The organism is Pseudoalteromonas sp. 78C3, assembly GCF_002836695.1.
GTDB lineage: Bacteria > Pseudomonadota > Gammaproteobacteria > Enterobacterales > Alteromonadaceae > Pseudoalteromonas > Pseudoalteromonas arctica.
Map to the genome: position 1 here is coordinate 95,240 of NZ_PJAV01000169.1, position 18,552 is coordinate 113,791.

At 39.0% G+C, this 18,552-nt stretch carries 17 protein-coding genes; 7 read left to right on the forward strand and 10 right to left on the reverse strand.

Annotation, left to right across the window (positions count from 1 at the left end; genetic code table 11):
• Nucleotides 1–92 precede the first annotated feature (92 nt).
• Nucleotides 93–2,435: a penicillin-binding protein 1B gene (gene mrcB, locus CXF76_RS17090; RefSeq protein WP_024589290.1), complete on the forward strand. Its 2,343-nt coding sequence runs from the start codon at nt 93–95 to the stop codon at nt 2,433–2,435.
• A 65-nt stretch (nt 2,436–2,500) separates the two neighbouring features.
• Here the strand turns inward: mrcB and CXF76_RS17095 are convergent, their stop codons facing one another.
• From CXF76_RS17095 to CXF76_RS17115, 5 genes are all read right to left on the reverse strand, one after another.
• Nucleotides 2,501–4,342 carry a methyl-accepting chemotaxis protein gene (locus CXF76_RS17095; protein WP_101164207.1) on the reverse strand — a complete coding sequence of 614 codons (1,842 nt, stop codon included), beginning with the start codon at nt 4,340–4,342 and terminating at the stop codon, nt 2,501–2,503.
• Between the two features lie 178 nt (nt 4,343–4,520).
• Entirely contained in the window at nt 4,521–5,801 is a 1,281-nt protein-coding gene (gene hemL / locus CXF76_RS17100) for a glutamate-1-semialdehyde 2,1-aminomutase (protein WP_024589288.1), read from the reverse strand.
• 33 nt (nt 5,802–5,834) lie between these two features.
• The gene (locus CXF76_RS17105) at nt 5,835–6,851 is read right to left on the reverse strand and encodes an aspartate carbamoyltransferase (protein ID WP_007584862.1); all 1,017 of its coding nucleotides are present in this window, start codon (nt 6,849–6,851) and stop codon (nt 5,835–5,837) included.
• Between the two features lie 114 nt (nt 6,852–6,965).
• Complete coding sequence (locus CXF76_RS17110) at nt 6,966–7,400, reverse strand: CopD family protein (RefSeq protein WP_007584864.1); 435 nt, start codon at nt 7,398–7,400, stop codon at nt 6,966–6,968.
• A 15-nt stretch (nt 7,401–7,415) separates the two neighbouring features.
• Nucleotides 7,416–9,098, reverse strand: a complete 1,683-nt coding sequence (locus CXF76_RS17115) for a chloride channel protein (RefSeq protein ID WP_007584866.1) — start codon at nt 9,096–9,098, stop codon at nt 7,416–7,418.
• 321 nt (nt 9,099–9,419) lie between these two features.
• On the opposite strand from CXF76_RS17115, the gene erpA reads away from it, so the two are divergent.
• Nucleotides 9,420–9,758, forward strand: coding sequence for an iron-sulfur cluster insertion protein ErpA (gene erpA, locus CXF76_RS17120; protein ID WP_002958911.1), 339 nt, complete (start codon nt 9,420–9,422; stop codon nt 9,756–9,758).
• 49 nt (nt 9,759–9,807) lie between these two features.
• Here erpA and CXF76_RS17125 read toward each other — a convergent pair whose 3' ends face one another.
• The gene (locus tag CXF76_RS17125) at nt 9,808–9,996 is read right to left on the reverse strand and encodes a hypothetical protein (protein WP_010555198.1); all 189 of its coding nucleotides are present in this window, start codon (nt 9,994–9,996) and stop codon (nt 9,808–9,810) included.
• Between the two features lie 452 nt (nt 9,997–10,448).
• Here CXF76_RS17125 and CXF76_RS17130 point away from each other — a divergent pair, with 452 nt between their 5' ends.
• Complete coding sequence (locus tag CXF76_RS17130; protein ID WP_007584874.1) at nt 10,449–10,688, forward strand: helix-turn-helix domain-containing protein; 240 nt, start codon at nt 10,449–10,451, stop codon at nt 10,686–10,688.
• A gap of 70 nt (nt 10,689–10,758) precedes the next feature.
• Here the strand turns inward: CXF76_RS17130 and CXF76_RS17135 are convergent, their stop codons facing one another.
• The 4 genes from CXF76_RS17135 to CXF76_RS17150 are packed head-to-tail and all read right to left on the reverse strand — an operon-like array spanning nt 10,759 to nt 14,515.
• Entirely contained in the window at nt 10,759–12,138 is a 1,380-nt protein-coding gene (locus CXF76_RS17135; protein ID WP_007584875.1) for an AmpG family muropeptide MFS transporter, read from the reverse strand.
• Between the two features lie 50 nt (nt 12,139–12,188).
• The gene (locus CXF76_RS17140; RefSeq protein WP_101164208.1) at nt 12,189–12,809 is read right to left on the reverse strand and encodes a peptidylprolyl isomerase; all 621 of its coding nucleotides are present in this window, start codon (nt 12,807–12,809) and stop codon (nt 12,189–12,191) included.
• Between the two features lie 2 nt (nt 12,810–12,811).
• Nucleotides 12,812–13,372: a YajG family lipoprotein gene (locus CXF76_RS17145; protein WP_101164209.1), complete on the reverse strand. Its 561-nt coding sequence runs from the start codon at nt 13,370–13,372 to the stop codon at nt 12,812–12,814.
• Entirely contained in the window at nt 13,373–14,515 is a 1,143-nt protein-coding gene (locus tag CXF76_RS17150) for a methyltransferase (protein WP_010555194.1), read from the reverse strand.
• 42 nt (nt 14,516–14,557) lie between these two features.
• On the opposite strand from CXF76_RS17150, the gene CXF76_RS17155 reads away from it, so the two are divergent.
• From CXF76_RS17155 to CXF76_RS17170, 4 genes are all read left to right on the forward strand, one after another.
• Nucleotides 14,558–15,169, forward strand: coding sequence for an alpha-ketoglutarate-dependent dioxygenase AlkB family protein (locus CXF76_RS17155; protein ID WP_024589283.1), 612 nt, complete (start codon nt 14,558–14,560; stop codon nt 15,167–15,169).
• Nucleotides 15,170–15,231: 62 nt separating this feature from the next.
• The gene (locus tag CXF76_RS17160) at nt 15,232–15,543 is read left to right on the forward strand and encodes a BolA family protein (RefSeq protein ID WP_007584885.1); all 312 of its coding nucleotides are present in this window, start codon (nt 15,232–15,234) and stop codon (nt 15,541–15,543) included.
• 107 nt (nt 15,544–15,650) lie between these two features.
• Nucleotides 15,651–16,844, forward strand: coding sequence for an enoyl-ACP reductase FabV (gene fabV / locus CXF76_RS17165; RefSeq protein WP_101164210.1), 1,194 nt, complete (start codon nt 15,651–15,653; stop codon nt 16,842–16,844).
• Nucleotides 16,845–17,207: 363 nt separating this feature from the next.
• The gene (locus CXF76_RS17170) at nt 17,208–18,551 is read left to right on the forward strand and encodes a Na(+)-translocating NADH-quinone reductase subunit A (protein WP_024608762.1); all 1,344 of its coding nucleotides are present in this window, start codon (nt 17,208–17,210) and stop codon (nt 18,549–18,551) included.
• Nucleotide 18,552: the final 1 nt, after the last annotated feature.

Here is an 18,552-nt window from a genome sequence, read left to right on the forward strand (position 1 = left end):
GTTTCAGGGGGGGTTAACTTTTCGGATGTTACGATATACCCAATATGCTAAGCTCACACTCGTGAATAACCCTTGGAATAAATTACACTTAAATGGCCGACAATAAAAAAACACCTACCAGTAAACCTGCAGTTAAACGTGCAAGTAAATCGTCAAGCAAGACAAAAAAAAGCACCTCAAAGGGCAGTAAAAAAACAGTGCAAACCACTGTTAAACGCTCTTTTATGAGAAAAACATGGTCAGTGTTTTGGAAACTAAGCTTGGCTGTTTTTATTGCAATGGCAATGTATTTCATTTATTTAGATTCAAAAACAACGCGTATATTTGAAGGTAATAAATGGCAACTTCCAGCGCAAGTGTATGCTCGTTCTATGGAGTTTTATCCGGGGCAATTTTTATCAAGCCAGGAAGTAGTGTTTGAGCTAGAGCGTTTAAATTATTCATCGGTTAATAGATTAAGCCGCACAGGACAGTTTGTTAAAACAGCAGATAGCATCAAGATTTATCGTCGTGATTTTGAATTTTATGATGGCCTTGAAGAATCACATATTATTGAACTTCGCTTTGCAGGGCAAAAAGTTGCGACCATTAAAGATAAGTTTGGTAGGCGTTTAAATTCTGCTCGTCTAGAGCCTGTGCAAATAGCGCGTATTGGTAATGACTCTAAACAAGATAGAGAATTTGTACCACTAGATAAGTTTCCAGCAATGCTAAAAGATACGCTATTGGTGGTTGAAGACCGTGATTTTTACGAACATCATGGTGTATCAGTGTTTTCTATTTTACGCGCGCTTTATTCTAATATTAAAGCAGGGCGCACCGTTCAAGGTGGTAGTACGCTTACTCAGCAATTAGCTAAAAATATTTACCTAACGCGTGAGCGCTCTTTAGTACGAAAAATAAATGAGGCATTTATTGCCCTTATTTTAGATTATCGTTATTCAAAAGATCAGATATTAGAAGCTTACTTAAATGAAGTATACCTAGGGCAGTCATACAACCAAGGTGTGCACGGTATGGGGCTTGCTGCTGACTTTTACTTTTCAAAGCCGGTAGATGAGCTTGAGTACGATCAAATTGCTTTGCTGGTGGCAATGGTTAAAGGTCCATCTTATTACAACCCACGTCGCTATAAAGAGCGCACAATGGAGCGCCGAGACTTAGTGCTTCGCCTTATGGTTGAAAACAAGCTACTTAGCACAAAAGAGTACCGTGCATCGCTTAATCGCCCAATTGATATTGCGCCAATGAAAGCGAGTTTACAAAAATCATATCCAGGTTATTTAGAGTTAGTAAACAGAGAACTAAATGAATTATTGCCAGATCAGCAAACACTTGATGCAGGCGTAAGAGTATTTACTTATTTTGACTTACAAAAGCAAACAGCAATGGAAGAGTCTATTGAAAAGAGCTTACCGTACCTGGAGAATCGTCCTAGAACCGAAAAACTAGAAGCAGCCATGATCTCTGTTAATGTAGAAAAGGGCGGTGTATCTGCACTTGTTGCAGGGCGCGATGTTCGTTATTCAGGGTTTAACCGTGTTTTAGATACAAAACGTAATATTGGCTCGCTGGTAAAACCTGCTGTGTATTTAACCGCATTGCAATTACCACATTATAATTTAGCTACTTTGCTTGATGACTCGCCAGTACAGGTTACAAATGAGCAGGGAAAAGTGTGGCAACCAGAAAATTTTGATCATCAATACCGTGGTGCAATACCTCTTTATAAAGCATTTAGTAACAGTATTAATATTCCAGCGGTTAATTTAGGCCTCGATGTAGGTGTTGATAAAGTCGCGAATACACTAAAAGGATTAGGCGCTAAAGGGGCGATAAACGAATACCCATCGTTGCTTTTAGGGGCTGTTGAAATGTCGAGTTTTGAAGTTGCTCAGCTTTATACGACAATTGCTGCAGATGGCGAATATAAAAAGCTTACTGCAATTTCGGCATTAACTGACTCGGTTGGTAAAGTACTTTATAAGCATAAAGTAAATGCAGAGCCTCGTTTTGATAAATCTGCAATGTATATGACTAAATACGCGATGAAACGCGTAACGAAAGACGGCACTGCTAAACGCTTAAATTTACACTTCCCATCAATCCAACTAGCAGGTAAAACAGGGACTAGTAACGATTTACGTGATAGTTGGTTTGCAGGCTTTGATCAAAATACAGTGACTGTTGCGTGGCTTGGTCGAGACGACAACAAAAGCACGGGTTTAACGGGCAGCGTAGGTGCATTAGAAGCATATATTCGCTACTTAAAGCCACTTAATCCACAAGCAATAGCCGATACGCGTCCGCCATCAATACGCTGGGCATTTGTAAATGAGAAAACGGGTAAGCAGGCACCACCAGGATGTGGCAAGGTGATTCAGCTACCACTTAGAGCGAGTGAGTTTGAGCCAAGACCACAATGTATTCGTTAATCTAAGACTACTTTAAACAACGAAGCCGCTTATTTAGCGGCTTTTTTGTGAGTTGTAGTTAACGCTTAAGATTTAAAAAACTGCATTGATTTGGTTAAATCATTAGATAAGCGACTTAGCTGCTGTGCATCTTGCAGCGTTGATTGAGCTGATGTTAGCGTTTGATCTGCTAAATTACTCACCTCTTGCGAATCATTCAATGCTTGTGTTGTCGCATTTGACTGCTGTTTAACACGCTCTGCAATAACTTCACCTTGATGTTTAATGTCGCCCATACTTTGCTCTGCGCTTTGCAATACTTCATTGGTTTGATTGGCTGCTTTTACCGATTGCTCCATTTTTTCAACACTTGAACGCATTTTTTGCTGAGTGTCGTCAGATGCTTGTTGTAAGGAGCTAATAATTTGGTGAATTTCTTGTGTTTGTGTTTGTGTACGCTGAGCAAGAGTTCTTACTTCATCAGCTACAACGGCAAAGCCTCGACCATGCTCGCCAGCTCGTGCAGCTTCAATAGCGGCATTTAGTGCAAGCAAGTTTGTTTGATCGGCTATCTCACTAATACCTTTACTTACTTTGCTAATTTCTTGGCTATCTTGTGCTAGCTTATCGAGCGCTTGTTGGCTCTCTGCAAATTCAATTTGTAGATCTTGCATATATTTAGCAAGCTCCATTGTATTGTCTGAACCTTGTTTTACATGCGCAGCAGCATCTTGCGCGGTAAGCGTTGCTTGATGCGCTGACTCTTCAACTGCAAGTGCGTTTTGAGCCATTTCGCTGAGTGCATTATAAATGGCATTTACTCGGATTTGCTGTTTTGAAACATCATTGCTTGTTTGGCTACTCGCATGTGATAGCGATTTAGTTGCGCCGCATAGCTCTTCTGTACTTGCTTTAACATCAATTAATAAATGTGAAAATGCATTAAGTAATGCGTTGTAGCGCGATGCAATAATTCCCATTTCATCATTAGTGCTCGAATCGATAGTTGCATTTAAGTCGCCATTCGCGGCTCTATTCGCTGCATCAGCAAAGCGATTAATGGTATCAACAACTGCAAAATAAAAACCAATCATCAAATAAAATGCAAATAACAAACTAATTAATGAAGCAGCTAAAACAAGATTTCGAGTCCACTGTTGAGTTTGCAGTTTTGCTTCAATAAGGCTCTCAAGCGTTGGAATACTCTTACTAACAAGTTGATTAATACTGCTGTGAACATTGTTTGTTAGTTTAGTAAATTCTGATTGAGTTAATAAAATATCGTCTGGCTCAAGTAGTTTTTCATCTATCGCTTTTTTAAATGCACCAACAGCACTGTGTAAATTATCTAACGAGGGCATGAGCGCTTTATTTACTGATTTATCTGCATTGGTGGCTACATTGAGTATTTTATCGAGTTGTTTTTCGTATAAAGGAAGTGACTTACTAAAATTTGAAAGTGCTATAAACGTATCTGGCGTAAAACGATTACTTGCCAAAACAGTGTTTGCGCTTTGCGCTGTCGAGTTTATTTGCATTATAAGTGCAGGAATTGGCGTGACTAAAGAGCGGTTTACATAAGCACTAGCTAACTGGCTATCTAATGCTAAGTTAGACTGAATAGAAACAAGTTCAAGTACATCATTTGCTTGATCGTCTTTTATATCAAAACCGAGTAAGCGAGCTATTTTTATATTTTTATTTGCTTCCCCCTGCATTTGATTTGAGAGTATTGACCTGTAGCCTTTTAAACCTTGTTGCTGCATTTTTGAAACAGCGATACTTTCACTTAATAATGAGACTAAAAAAAACAAACTAAGTGCAAGAGGAACGAGTAAAATTCCAAACATTAAGCTGATTTTAGTTTTGTATTTTAAATTTGCCATTAGCTGGATAGCGGGAAAAGAAAATTGGCGTAATCCTGACATAAGGCTCTCTTGTATTTTTGTAATTAGGGTAAAGGTGAATAGACCTTGTTATGCTTAATTATCATTCATTTATAGTACTTTACAAATAAAAAAAGCCCTTTCGGGCTTTTTTCAATCTTTAGTCTTAATTACACACTGTAAAAACAAGCGCTTATAAAATATAAAAAGTAATTTTAACTTAAAGTTTAGCAAACGAGCGTTCTGCTGCCGCTATTGTTTCTTTTACTTCTTGCTCAGTATGCGCAGCACATACAAAACCAGCTTCAAATGCTGATGGAGCAAGGTACACACCTTCTTCAAGCATAAGGTGGAAAAAACGTTTGAAGCGCTCTAGGTCGCATTCAGTAGCTTGTTTGTATGTCGTTACTTTTTCAGCATCAGTAAAAAAGAATCCATACATGCCGCCAGCATAATTAGTTGTTAATGCAATGCCTGCTTTTTTAGCGCCAGCTTCAAAGCCTTCACAAATTGCTTTAGACGTTGCTTCTAACTTATCGTGTAGACCTGGCTCACATAATAGCTCAAGTGATTTTAAACCTGCAGCCATCGCAATAGGGTTACCAGAAAGAGTACCCGCTTGGTAAACAGGGCCCACAGGCGCAATGTAATCCATTATTTCGGTTTTACCACCAAACGCGCCAACGGGCATGCCGCCGCCAATGACTTTACCTAAACACGTAAGGTCTGGTTTAATGTTGTAATAAGCTTGAGCGCCGCCAAGTGCAACACGAAAACCCGTCATTACTTCATCAAAAATAAGTACTGATTTATATTCGTCACACACATCACGCAAACCTTCTAAAAAGCCTGGCACTGGTGGAATGCAGTTCATGTTACCGGCTACTGGCTCTACAATAATACAGGCAATTTCGTCAGCGTATTTTGCAAAAATAGCTTTTACTTCATCTAGGTTATTAAACGATACAGTAAGTGTATGCTTAGCAAAGTCCTCAGGAATACCAGGAGAATTAGGTACGCCCATTGTTAGTGCACCAGAGCCTGCCTTAACTAATAACGAGTCAGCATGGCCGTGGTAACAACCTTCAAATTTTAATATTTTATCGCGGCCGGTAAAGCCACGTGCTAAACGAATTGCACTCATCGTTGCTTCAGTGCCTGAGCTAACCATGCGTACTTTTTCGATTGATGGTACCAGCTCTTTTACTTTTTCAGCCATTAATATTTCGGCTTCAGTTGGCGCGCCATAGCTAAGGCCATTTTCTACGGCTTCGTGCACGGCTTGTTTAATTGCAGGGTGGTTATGGCCCATGATCATAGGCCCCCAAGAGCCAACATAATCAATATAACGGTTACCGTCGGCATCAAATGTAAACGCGCCTTCTGCTTTTGTAATAAATAGCGGCGTACCGCCTACACCATTAAAAGCACGAACAGGCGAGTTTACGCCACCTGGAATAGAGGCTTGAGCGCGTTCAAATAAGTCTTGGCTAATTGTCATGAAAAATCCTATAAATTGTCACTTAAAGAGGGTTTAGCTGTCGCGTTTGCGGCTAAACCAAGGTACGTCCACTTCATACTTATCGACTTTATTTTCTACGCCGAGTGTTAAAGCAAACAGTGCCATACGAATTAATACGCCATTTTGTACCTGGCGGAATATTGCTAAATTATCGTTACTGTTTAAGTCGTTATCAAGCTCGTTGGCTTCTAAGCGACTATCGCGTGGTAACGGATGCATTAATACAGAGTTAGGTTTGCAATGAGCGCTGTAAATAGATTGGCTAATTCTAAAACCGCCACGGTATTTATTTGCTTCTTCTTGTGAAGGAAAACGCTCTTCTTGAATACGTGTTTGGTAGACAATATCGGCTGCTAAATTACCTTCCATCTTGTTTACTAGCTCAATTTTGTGTCCTGCATTTTCTACGGCATCTAAAATGCTCGTTGGCATTTGTAGGCCATCAGGCGCGACCATCGAAAACTTTACGTTTTTATAATGGCACAATAGCTTTGATAGAGAATGCACTGTGCGACCATATTTTAAATCACCCACAAGCGCTATATGCATCCCATCAATATTTTGATCAAAACGGTGTAATTCACGCTCAATGGTTAATAAGTCAAGCAATGCTTGAGTCGGGTGCTCATTTGGACCGTCGCCGCCATTAATAACCGGCACAGTACAGCCATCAGCAAATTCACTTACTGAGCCTGCGTCAGGGTGACGCATAGCAACAGCATCGGCGTAAGCTGAAATAACGCGCGCGGTATCGTAAAGTGACTCACCTTTTGCAAGCGCTGAGCTTTGCATACCTGTAGTTTCACGTACACCACCGCCTAGTAAGTTAAAGGCTGTACCAAAGCTAACTCGCGTGCGAGTACTTGGTTCAAAAAACAAATTTGCTAAAATAGCGCCTTTAAGCACCGTTGTTTGCTTTTGTTTTTTAGCATAAGGCTCCATTTTTTTAGCTACTGCAAAAATACGTTCAATGCAGTCTCTGTCTAGCTGATTTACAGACAGTATATGTTCGCCTTGGAAACTTAACATGGGGTAATTCCTAATCAATCAAATGGGCGCGATAATCCATAAATGGAGCACGCAATCGCGCGTGTTATAGCAAGTATTGTAAATTGCAGCGCAGTTTAACATGCACCGAAACGCTTATAAATTAGGTTTTATTACCGCAAGTGCCACTATGATGAGCAGCGCAATAACAGGGAGCTCATTAAAAATACGGTAAAAGCGGTCTGTTTTAGTGTTTCGGTCATGTTTAAAGTCACTTAATAACTTAAAACAGTAGCCGTGGTATAGGTATAAAATAATTACCAGTACAAGTTTGTAATGTAGCCACATACTGTATTTAAACCAATCACGACCATATTCAACAATGGTTAACACACCAAATACAGCCGTTAAAACAGCAAATGGGGTTACGAAATAAAGTAGCCTGCGCTCCATAACTTTAAGCATAGAGTTACATGATCTTTCTTCGCTCATTGCGTGATATACAAATAATCGAGGCAAGTAAAAAATACCGGCAAACCACGCAATCATAAAAAATATGTGGAGTGTTTTATAAATCAATAATGCGCTCATAATAGTCCTTATTGCTTAAAGTAAGCTGTTACGAATGGTTAAAATATGATGAATTTGATCCCAGCGTAATAGCCCCATAATTTGTTGATTATCTAAAAGGTTATAAACGTAAAGCGCGCCACTTCTTTTATCTTTTAGTATATCGAATGCATCGGCTAGGGTGGCTTGGCTGCTGATGCCCTGCAAGCTAATGTAATTTATATTTATTGCTTCATCAGACATTAGCGTTAAATCGTATTCAGCGAGGCGATAGCCATTTTCTTCGTCAAAAACAATCAAGGGTGTTTGGCTATCCATGGCATCAAGCGTATTTTTTATTTGCTCTTTATCGTCTGAGTAAAGCAATTTAAAGTCTTCATCCATATCATCCATTATTCCCACTTTTTGTAATGCTTCGGTAGCGGGAGATACATGGTACGGCAATCCCTGAAAATCTAATTGCTGCAAAAATATGGAGCGATTTCCAAAAAATTGTAATGCAGTTACATATGCAGTGGTTATAACTATCATCGCAGGAACGATTATTTCAGGTGATGATGTAAGCTCCATTACTGTTGTTAATGCAGCAAGTGGTGCATGCAGTGTAGCCGCTAATAATCCAGCCATACCTAAAACCCCATACGTACCCGCAATATCAGTACCCGGGCTAATATATTGAGCAAAAAAGGCCATTAATGTACCAATTAATACGCCAAGTCCAATTACCGGACCAATTAAACCGCCCGGAATACCCAAACCAATAGCAAACAATGTGGCAAGTAGTTTAGCTATTAAAATGGTAGTAAGCAGCTTTACGTTATCAGGCGATTCAACCGCGATAGTAATCGCACTCATACCAGAACCCATAGCATGAGGCACCGCGTAAGCTATCAAGCTGGCAATACAGCCTGCGATTAGTAAACGAGGAAACATACTTAAAGGTTTAAATGTTTTAATAATTAGCATTAAGTTTTGATTAAAGCTAAATGCTATAGCGCCCAGCGCCATACCGCATAATATTAAATAAGGGTAATGCCAACCACTTAATGGCGCTATTGTAATGAGTGCAAGTTCAGAGCCTTCACCAAAAACAAACTGCGTAGCGAGTGCACCAGTAACAGCAGCAAGCATGATTGGCACAAATATGTGTACTTTGTATTCTCGAAGTACCACTTCCATTACAAAAATAACGGCTGCAAGTGGGGTATTAAACGAAGCGGCTATACCTGCTGCAACGCCGCAACCACTTAAAGTACGCATGGCGTTATGCGGTAAATGTAGTTTATCCGCTAAAATACTCGCACCTGTTGCGCCCATATGTACGGAAGGCCCTTCTCGGCCAACCGAAAAACCGCTAATGAGTGCAAGTGCGCCACCAACAAATTGATTAACCGTATTGTATAAAGGCATTTGCCCGTAATGGCGTTTAATACGATGAATAACAAAAGGAATGCCTAAACGGTAATGTTTAAAGCCAGTAAATGCAGCAAAGCACGCAATTAAAAATGCGGCTATTAATGGCATTAAAACGCGTTCAAGAGTGGGTAGGGTAGTAAAGTCGTCAGGTGTTTCCAAAAATAAGCTTTGAAAAAACAAAATAGTTAAGCGAAATAAAATAATAAAAAATGCAGCAATTAATCCGGCAACTACGCCTAATAAGCATAATTGTACAGATGTTTTAGGTTTTGCCAGTCGACGCCTGAGTTGCTCAAGCCACATGCATTATTTCCTCGCCGCATTTTTCAGCAGCATTTTAGCAAAAGAGTTTAGTTAAGTCCTTGTGATTTTGAATTTTTCGTAACTTATATTAACAATTTGCAGTAAAGATTAAGACCTATTTTTTATAACTAAAATTTTTAATGAATTTATAGTTTACAAGGGTCGCTTTTAGTTTGCTTAAGTATTATTTTAGTGAGCTAATGTTTAGCCACTTTACTCTAATTTATAGGTATAACTTAGAGTAAAGAGTTGTTTTACTATACTTGATTAAAACACTCGGGTATTAGATAATCACGCCATTGCGATATTGAGGGTTTTAAAATGTCTGAAGAATTACCAATTAAGTTCAGCGATGCAGCTGCTGTTCGCGTTAAACAGTTAATCGACGAAGAAGAAAATCCAGATTTAAAACTGCGTGTTTATGTAACAGGTGGTGGTTGTTCTGGTTTTCAATATGGTTTTACTTTTGATGAAAAAGCGAATCCTGGCGATTTAGAAATTGTAAAAAATGGTGTAACACTCGTTATCGATCCAATGAGCATTCAATATTTGGTTGACGGTGAAGTTGATTACACTGAAGGATTAGAAGGCGCACGCTTTTTTGTATCTAATCCTAATGCAACAACAACCTGTGGTTGTGGTGCAAGCTTTAGCGTTTAACAGCCAAACGCTAAATAGAATGAAGCCGCTTTTGCGGCTTTTTTAATGCCTACAAATCGGTTGGGGCGTATTCGGTTATTTGCATTATCAATACAAAAAAGCCAAGTACAAAAGCAGAAAACGCTAAAATGTATATGAAGCCTTTTTTGCCTTGTTTAATTGGTACGCCGTTGTGGCGCAAAAAAAAGTACCAACCCAAGCACAACACAATCGGTAATAAAAAAAGAAGTCTGAACATTATTCGGCCTTTTTGGTGCTAATTATTGCTTAATCATAAACATGTGACGATAAATTGGAACAAAATTGTTATAAAAATTCATTTAAATATTTTATAACTAGAAATTAATTTATTAATACTTTTTGAGTACTTAGGTCAATATTCAGCGTTTATAAATATTCACTCGTGTTCATATTTGTACCGAGTATGTAATTAGTTATTTAACCAAAGTGTTAATAGTATATAATGTATCCAAGAATGAGACGGGCAAAATTTCATTCTCAATAAAAACAAATCTTTACCACATTATTAGCGTAGTTTTTTAGCTATATTGGTGGAGTGAGTAGCAACACATGCTTTGTTAAGCAATAGCTTGCTATTGAAAATATGGTATGACTGCTTACTTGCCTACAGCTATTGATAGAGACTACTGCTTTAATAGGTACGTCAAATCATCTAGTAGGAGATGTAAAATGATGGGCAAAACAGTTTCTTCTGAAGAAAATGCAAAGCTAACAAAGTGGCTTAAAAGTAAGCGCCACGAAAAGGGTCATACAATGCGAAGCCTAGCACAAGTGCTGGGAACGCCTCATTCGTTTATCGGCAAGATTGAAAATCAAGAACGCCGTTTAGATGTGATTGAGTTTGTTCGTTATTGTACAGCTCTAGAAGTTGATCCACATGAAGCACTTAGCTTGCTAAAAGTAGATTAACTCAAACATTGCTTAGTACACTTTAAGGGGCACTTGATAGTGCTAAGCAATACGTTAATGCAGGGATGCATTAAATATTTTTATGATAATTTTTCTCAAGCTCATATAATTTATGCCTAATCAGGTATAAAAATATCAGCGAAGGTATAACCATCAAGGCTGTTAAAACAAAGAACAGCGACCAATTTCCCATTAACCAATCATCAATTACTACACCACTGTAGCTCGAAAGTAACGTTCGTCCTAAATTCCCTAATGACGCCAGTAATGCATAGTGTGTTGCACTAAATGCTCTATCGCATAACATCGATATAAAGGCCACCATAGCGACCAGCGACCATGCTTGCGTAAACCCATCAATAACAATAGCAAAGGCATACAGTCTTAAATCTGGGCCAACTAAAGCAATCCATGAAAAGGCTAAGTTTGAGGCCGCCATCGCAATGCCACTAACAAATAAACCCTTAACAATGCCATATTTTTGATTAAATAAACTGCCAACAAAGGTGAATATGATTGTAAGTACGGCAGTACCTACCTTTGAAAATGTAGCTATATCGCTATTGCTAAAACCAATTTCTTTATAAAAAACAATCGACATTCGCCCTAAAAACGCTTCGCCTATTTTAAATAAGAAAATAAACGCAAGTAATGCCAGTGCCGTTTTAACGCCATTTTTAGTAAAAAAAGCTCTAAAGGGATCAATAACGGTTACCGCGAGCCACGCAACAGTTTTTGTAAGAGGGGTTTGTTTTGTAGAGGACAGTTTTTCAAGGTACACACGTTCAAGCTCTGCATGTACCGCTTCTCTATTTGATTCAGGTTCTTTTGCAAACAATGCTCCACTCATTAGCAGCAGCATTACAGCAGCTAAAAAGTAATAAATTTGTGGCCAGTCGAGCGAGGGGATATCAGCCATATAAAATGGAATTGCACCTAAAAGCGCATAACCTGTCCACCAACCAGACGTTGCCATAGCGGCTGCAGCTGTTGCTTTGTGAGATTCGTTTGCTTTAAGTGTATCTATTCTGAATGCATCAATAGCAATGTCTTGCGTTGCAGAAGCAATGGCAATTAACAAACAAATTGCAGCAACAATTGCTAAATTAGCTTTTAAATCAAGCCCTGCTAATAATAAGGTGCCAATAAAAATAAAGCTCTGGCAAAATAGTATCCAACTACGACGTTGGCCTAGCCATTTATATAAAATAGGGAGTTTTGTACGGTCAATGAGCGGCGACCATAAAAAATTTATACTGTAAGCGCCAAATACAATGCCGAATAAGCCAATCATGCTGCGGCTTAGCCCTTCATCCTTTAGCCAAGCCGACATAACAGAGCCAATTAATACCCACGGAAAGCCGCTACTCATACCAAATATAAAAATATGGATTAAGCGTTTGTCTTTAAAGTAAGAAAAATATTCGCTAATAGAGAGAGATTTGCTCATAGGGCCTTCATTGGCTTTGATGCAGAGCAGCTAAGCTGCTCTTAAATAAATTACAGTGGAACTTGTTCAAGCATTTTAATATTTAAGATGATCACCGGTTTTTTAGGAACAAAATCGTAACCAATCTTTTCATTAAACCCTGTTTCAACAGCCATGATCTTATCAAGGGTATCGTAGCCATCCATTACATTACCAAATACAGCGAATCCCCAATCTTTACCTGGGTTTAAGTGATCGTTGTTATCCATATTAAAAAAGAACTGACGAGTACCAGAGTGCGGTTCACGGTCCTGATACGCCATAGCAATGCTATACATATCGTTTTTCATACCGTTACCGCTTTCATTAAAAATAGGGTCATTTTCGTGTAAGCCGTCGTAGTCTTTATCGTATCCACCGCCTTGAATAACAAAGTCGCGGTCGTTTTCTACATCGCGCTCAATACGATGAAAAACACTGCCTTGATAGCTCTTATCTGACACGTAAGTTAAAAAGTTATTGACCGTAATGGGTGCTTTTGAACGGTCCAGTTCAACAACAATACTGCCCATCGTTGTTACGATTTCGACGCGTGGAAAAATATTGTCTTTTTGCACAAAGCGGCCTTCTTGGGCTGCCGAGCTACTTACACTAAAAAATAGGCCTAAGCAGATTAAAAAAAGTCGTTTCATAGTTAACCTTCTAAAAATTCTATTAATTCAGGGTCAGATACAATGCGGGTAATAATTTGCTCAGTCAACTTATTGAGCTGACCTTCTATTTTTACTCGCTCGTGACTAAACGGACCTTCTAAATTAGCACTGCCTCTATACACTTTACTAAAATTACTTGAGGCGCGAATAACGCGCACGCCAAGCTCTATATGGGCTTCGCTGGTATGGCTCACAAGTTTTTCGGTCACAACAGCTTGTAGTGCATGAATATCTACTTCAAAGCGTACAGACGCTAAATTAGAAATGCTGGCACCATTGCGGCTAAGGGCGCTGTCTAAAACACTTTTAACTGATTCAGTAAGACCTTGGCTTGCAAAGGTTTTAGTTTTGTCTGACTCAATAAGTTTAAGTGTTGACGAATCGCCACGTAAATCAATTACGCTGGTACTTAAGCTACTATTTATAGTGCTTATTTGACCACTTTTATAAACAGGATTGAGTATTACTTGGCTAGGCTGATTCGCACAGCCACCAAGTATTAGTAATACACAACACCCAATTATAATGTTTGTTAATTTCATTTATAGCATTCCACTATTTTTAGTTGCACTTAGAACGACAAACTTTTTGTTTGAGCCTAACAACTTACAGTTTCCGAACATACGGTTTAATTTATCGTGATAATCTAAATGACGATTACCAATAATACGCAGCTCGCCGCCTTCTTTTAAAGTATCTTTTGCTTGTTTAAACATTTGCCAAGCAATGTGATCGGTAACAGCTTGAGCTTGGTGAAATGGAGGATTACAAAGCACCATATCCACACTGTCTCTTTCAAAGCCTGTTAAACAATCGTTTTCGATGAACTCACAGTTATCAAACTTATCGCCTAGGTTAATTTCTACATTTAACCGGGCTGACTCTACTGCCATGTAAGACTCATCTACAAAGGTAATTGATGCATTAGGGCAACGAGCAAGCGTCATTAATCCAACAACGCCGTTACCACAGCCTAAATCAATAATGCTTTTAGCTTTTGGTGTTTCTGGTAAGTAGTTAAAAAAGAAGCGCGCACCAATATCTAACGAATCACGCGAAAACACATTTGCATGATTTGTTATATTAAACTCAGTACCTTCAAGCTCCCATGTTATAGGGAAGTCTGCTGCTTTATATCCGCCTTTAGCTGTGCTTAATATAAGACGAGACTTTTTAACTGCTAGGCTTGTTGTTGTTTCACCAATAAATTGCTCAAATGATTTTATTGTTGAATTATGAATTTCTTTTGTTTTACCTGCGGCAATTACTGGCGTACCAGGTGCAAGTACTTCACTGAGTTCACTTAATTGGAACTGTAAAAAACCCACATTACGAGGGATTTTAATAAGTACTAAATCAACATCCTCTGGTAATGCCGACAAACTATCTACTTGCGTAAACTCTGCTGTAGGTAGCTTGTTTTCTTGTAAGTTATAAGCCGCAGCTTGGTGGCTAATATAAGAATCATTAACTGAACAAACCGTTAACTTATTAAAATAACAAGCAAGTGCACCAAAGCTATCGTTTAAAATAAGCAATGAGCGACAATCTGGGTGATGTTCGTTAACATAATTGATAAGGTACTCATCTGCCGAATCCCACGCTTGTAAGCTGCGGTTTTTTTGATCCAATGGAAAGCGTTCAAGAGTAAAGGTTTTATCGCCTAGCTGGGCTTGCGTCGTCATAATGGTTCGTTGATCAGTAATCTAATGTAGGTAAATTCTAACATGCAACGGCAAAACGCCAACCCCCAACAGTTACCAAATGGCTTTTCTTATCAAAGTAGGGCACTTAGTGCACAAAAAAGCCTCGATCTATTTTATTATTTGCAAAAAAACCTACGTTGGCAGCAACCCGATGTAACCGTTTATGGCAAAACGGGGCCTATTCCACGGCTGCAATGTTTCATGAGTGATTTAAATATTGAATACGGCTATTCAAGTAGTAAGCAAATAGTAGAACCATGGGATGAATTGTTACTTAATATGCGAAAGCGTTTAGAAGCACATTTAAACCAGCCTCTAAACTCATTGCTCGTTAATTATTACCGAGATGGTAATGATACGATGGGATGGCACAGTGATGATGAAATAGAGCTTGGTGATAAACCAACAATTGTGTGTGTCTCTCTAGGAGCTGATCGGGTTTTAAAGTTAAAGCACAAGGCGAGCAATAAAGTAACCGACTTAAAATTACAAAGTGGCAGCTGTTTAATAATGAATGGACATAGCCAACGAGATTATCAACATGCAATACCTAAGCAAACCACGCTTGCGCATCCGCGAATAAGTTTAACTTACCGATTTATAAAGCACATTAAGCAAAAGCAATTTAGTTAGCCAATCGCTGCGTTAAATTGTTATAGTAAGTGTATAAATTAGCTAATTAAAACGGTCTTTTTATGTCAATGCAGCAACAGATCCAAGAAAAAATAAGCAACGCCATTGCGTGTAAACATTTAAACGTGATTAACGAAAGCCATATGCACAGTGCTGGCACTGAATCACACTTTAAAGTAGTAGTGGTTAGCGAAGGTTTTGCGGGTAAGCGTTTATTACAACGTCATCGCGAAATTAATGAAATTTTAAAAGATGAGTTAGCAAATCATATTCATGCACTCGCTATTCATACATATACACCCGATGAGTATGCAGAGCAGGGCGGTGAAGCGCCTGATTCACCTAATTGTATGGGTGGCTCTAAAATTAGCTAAGTAATGTTTTAGAGTATTTGATGAGTGTTTAACTGATCAGATCAGTGTTTTTAGTATTAGCCTTTAAACTAGCGCTAATTTTTATTGTAAAAGATATAGGATGATCAATGGTCATTAAGCCTAAAATTCGTGGATTTATCTGCACAAACGCACACCCAGCTGGTTGTGCAGAGCATGTTCAAGAACAAATTAACTATGTAAAACAACAAGGCGCATTAAAAAGTGCACCAAAAAATGTATTAGTTATTGGCGCATCAACAGGCTACGGCTTGGCATCGCGCATTACTGCTGCGTTTGGTGGTGGTGCTAAAACATTAGGTATTTTCTTTGAAAAAGAAGGTACAGATCGTAAAACAGGTTCTGCTGGTTGGTACAATACTGCTGCTTTTCAAGAAGCTGCAGACGAAGCGGGTCTTTGGTCTAAAAATATTAATGGCGATGCGTTTTCTAACGAAATCAAGCAAAAAGCAATCGACACTATTAAAGCAGATTTGGGTAAAGTAGATTGTATTATTTACAGCCTAGCGTCTCCTCGTCGTACTGATCCAAATACAGGCGAAGTGTTCTCATCTACACTTAAGCCAATAGGTAATGCAGTAACCACTAAAAATTTAAATACATCAAAGCGTGAAATTGATGAAATTACGGTTGAAGCTGCAAATCAAGGCGATATCGACAACACTATTAAAGTAATGGGTGGTGAAGATTGGGAAATGTGGATTGACGCATTAAAAGAAGCGGATGTATTAGCCGATAACTTTAAAACTACAGCGTATACTTATATTGGTAAAGAGCTAACATGGCCAATATACGGACACGCTACTATTGGTAAAGCTAAAGAAGATTTAGACCGTGCAACGGCTGCTATTAAAGAATCGACAAAAGATTTAAATGGTGAGGCGTATGTTTCATCACTTAATGCAGTAGTGACACAAGCAAGTTCTGCTATTCCTATTATGCCGTTATATATTTCTGCTTTATTTAAAGTTATGAAAGCAGATGGCACGTATGAAGGCACCATTGAGCAAATTCACGCATTATTTAGTGAAAACCTATATGGTGAATCGCCTCGCTTTGACGACGGTGGGCATTTATTCCAAAACTATAAAGAGCTAGAAGACGATGTGCAAGCACGCGTTCAAGCTGTATGGGATAGTGTTGATACAAGCAGCATTGATGAGCTAACAGACTATGTTGGTTACCATAATGAGTTTTTACGCTTATTTGGTTTTGGTATAGACGGTGTTGACTATGATCAAGACATAGATTCAGTTAAGCCAATTGCTAATATGATTGACTAACAGAATTTAGTTATAAAAAGCCGCAATAGCGGCTTTTTTTGTATTATGCGATTTGTTTAATTTGCGATGAAATCAGGAACGATAATTGCTTAGGCTACCACTTTGGTCTACCTTGATTTTTATTTAAATCACTTAACAAAACTAAATAAGTGTTTCTGTCGTATAATTTTCATAAATACACTCGCATAGTCATCTAAAATGATGTTAAAATCTCGACAATATGTGATGAGTTTTACTACGTTGCTTGTTTGATATTTCTAGCAAGCTGCTCTTTTGTACCTTGATATAACTTGGAATAACTCAAATGGCGACGTGGTTGATACGATTTTTCAGTTTCTTTCCTTTAATGTAATGCAAGTGCGTATGATCAATATAAAAAAAGGTCTGGATTTACCCTTAGAGGGCGCGCCACAGCAAGTTATACATGACGGTTCTGCTGTCAAACGTGTAGCTGTGCTTGGCGAAGAGTTTATCGGTATGCGTCCAACCATGCATGTTCGTGTGGATGACCAAGTCAAAAAAGGCCAGGTACTTTTTGAAGATAAAAAGAACCCAGGCGTCCTATTTACTGCTCCAGCTTCTGGCACAGTAAAAGAAATAAATCGTGGTGCTAAACGTGTGCTGCAATCTGTTGTTATTGAAGTAGCAGGCAGTGAGCAAATCACCTTTGACTCTTTCAAAGCAGACGAGCTTGCGAGCTTAGAGCGTGAAAAAGCCAAAGAAGTACTTATCCAGTCTGGTCAATGGACAGCACTTCGTGTTCGCCCATTCAGTAAAGTAGCGGCTGTGGATGCAAATCCTAGTTCTATTTTCGTGACCGCAACTGACACAAACCCATTAGCTGCAGATCCTGCAGTGATAATTGCCGAAAATGCGCAAGCATTTGAAGCGGGTCTTGCTGTTATTTCGCGTTTGACCGATGGCAAAGTATTTGTGTGTAAAAAAGCAGGTAGCCAAGTTCCTAGCTCATCTATAGCTCAAGTAGAAGTACATGAGTTTGGTGGTGTGCATCCGGCTGGCCTCGTTGGCACTCATATCCATCATCTTGATGCAGTTTCTGTTAGCAAACAAGTTTGGCATATTGGTTACCAAGACGTTATTGCGTATGGTCACCTATTCCTTACTGGTGAAATTTACACAGATCGTGTTATTTCGCTTGCAGGTCCTCGCGTTAAAAACCCACGTTTAGTGAAGACACAATTAGGTGCTTCATTGGATGATTTAGTGGCTGGTGAGCTAGAAGACGGAGATAACCGCGTTATTTCTGGTTCTGTTCTATCAGGTTCTATTTCAAACGGTGTTCATGCATTCTTAGGTCGTTACCACGTTCAAGTATCTGTTTTACTTGAGGGTCGCGAAAAAGAATTGTTTGGCTGGATTGCACCAGGTAGTGATAAATTCTCTGTAACGCGTACATTCCTTTCTCACCTTGCGCCGAGTCGTTTATTTAAAATGACAACGTCAACAGGGGGTTCAAAACGTGCCATGGTACCAATTGGTAGCTACGAGCGCGTAATGCCGCTAGATATTTTGCCTACTCTATTATTACGTGACTTAATTGCACGCGATTTAGACAGTGCAATTTCATTGGGCGCGCTTGAACTTGATGAAGAAGATTTAGCGTTATGTACCTTCGTTTGTCCAGGCAAATACGAGTATGGTTCTATCCTACGCGATTGCTTAACTACGATCGAGAAGGAAGGCTAGA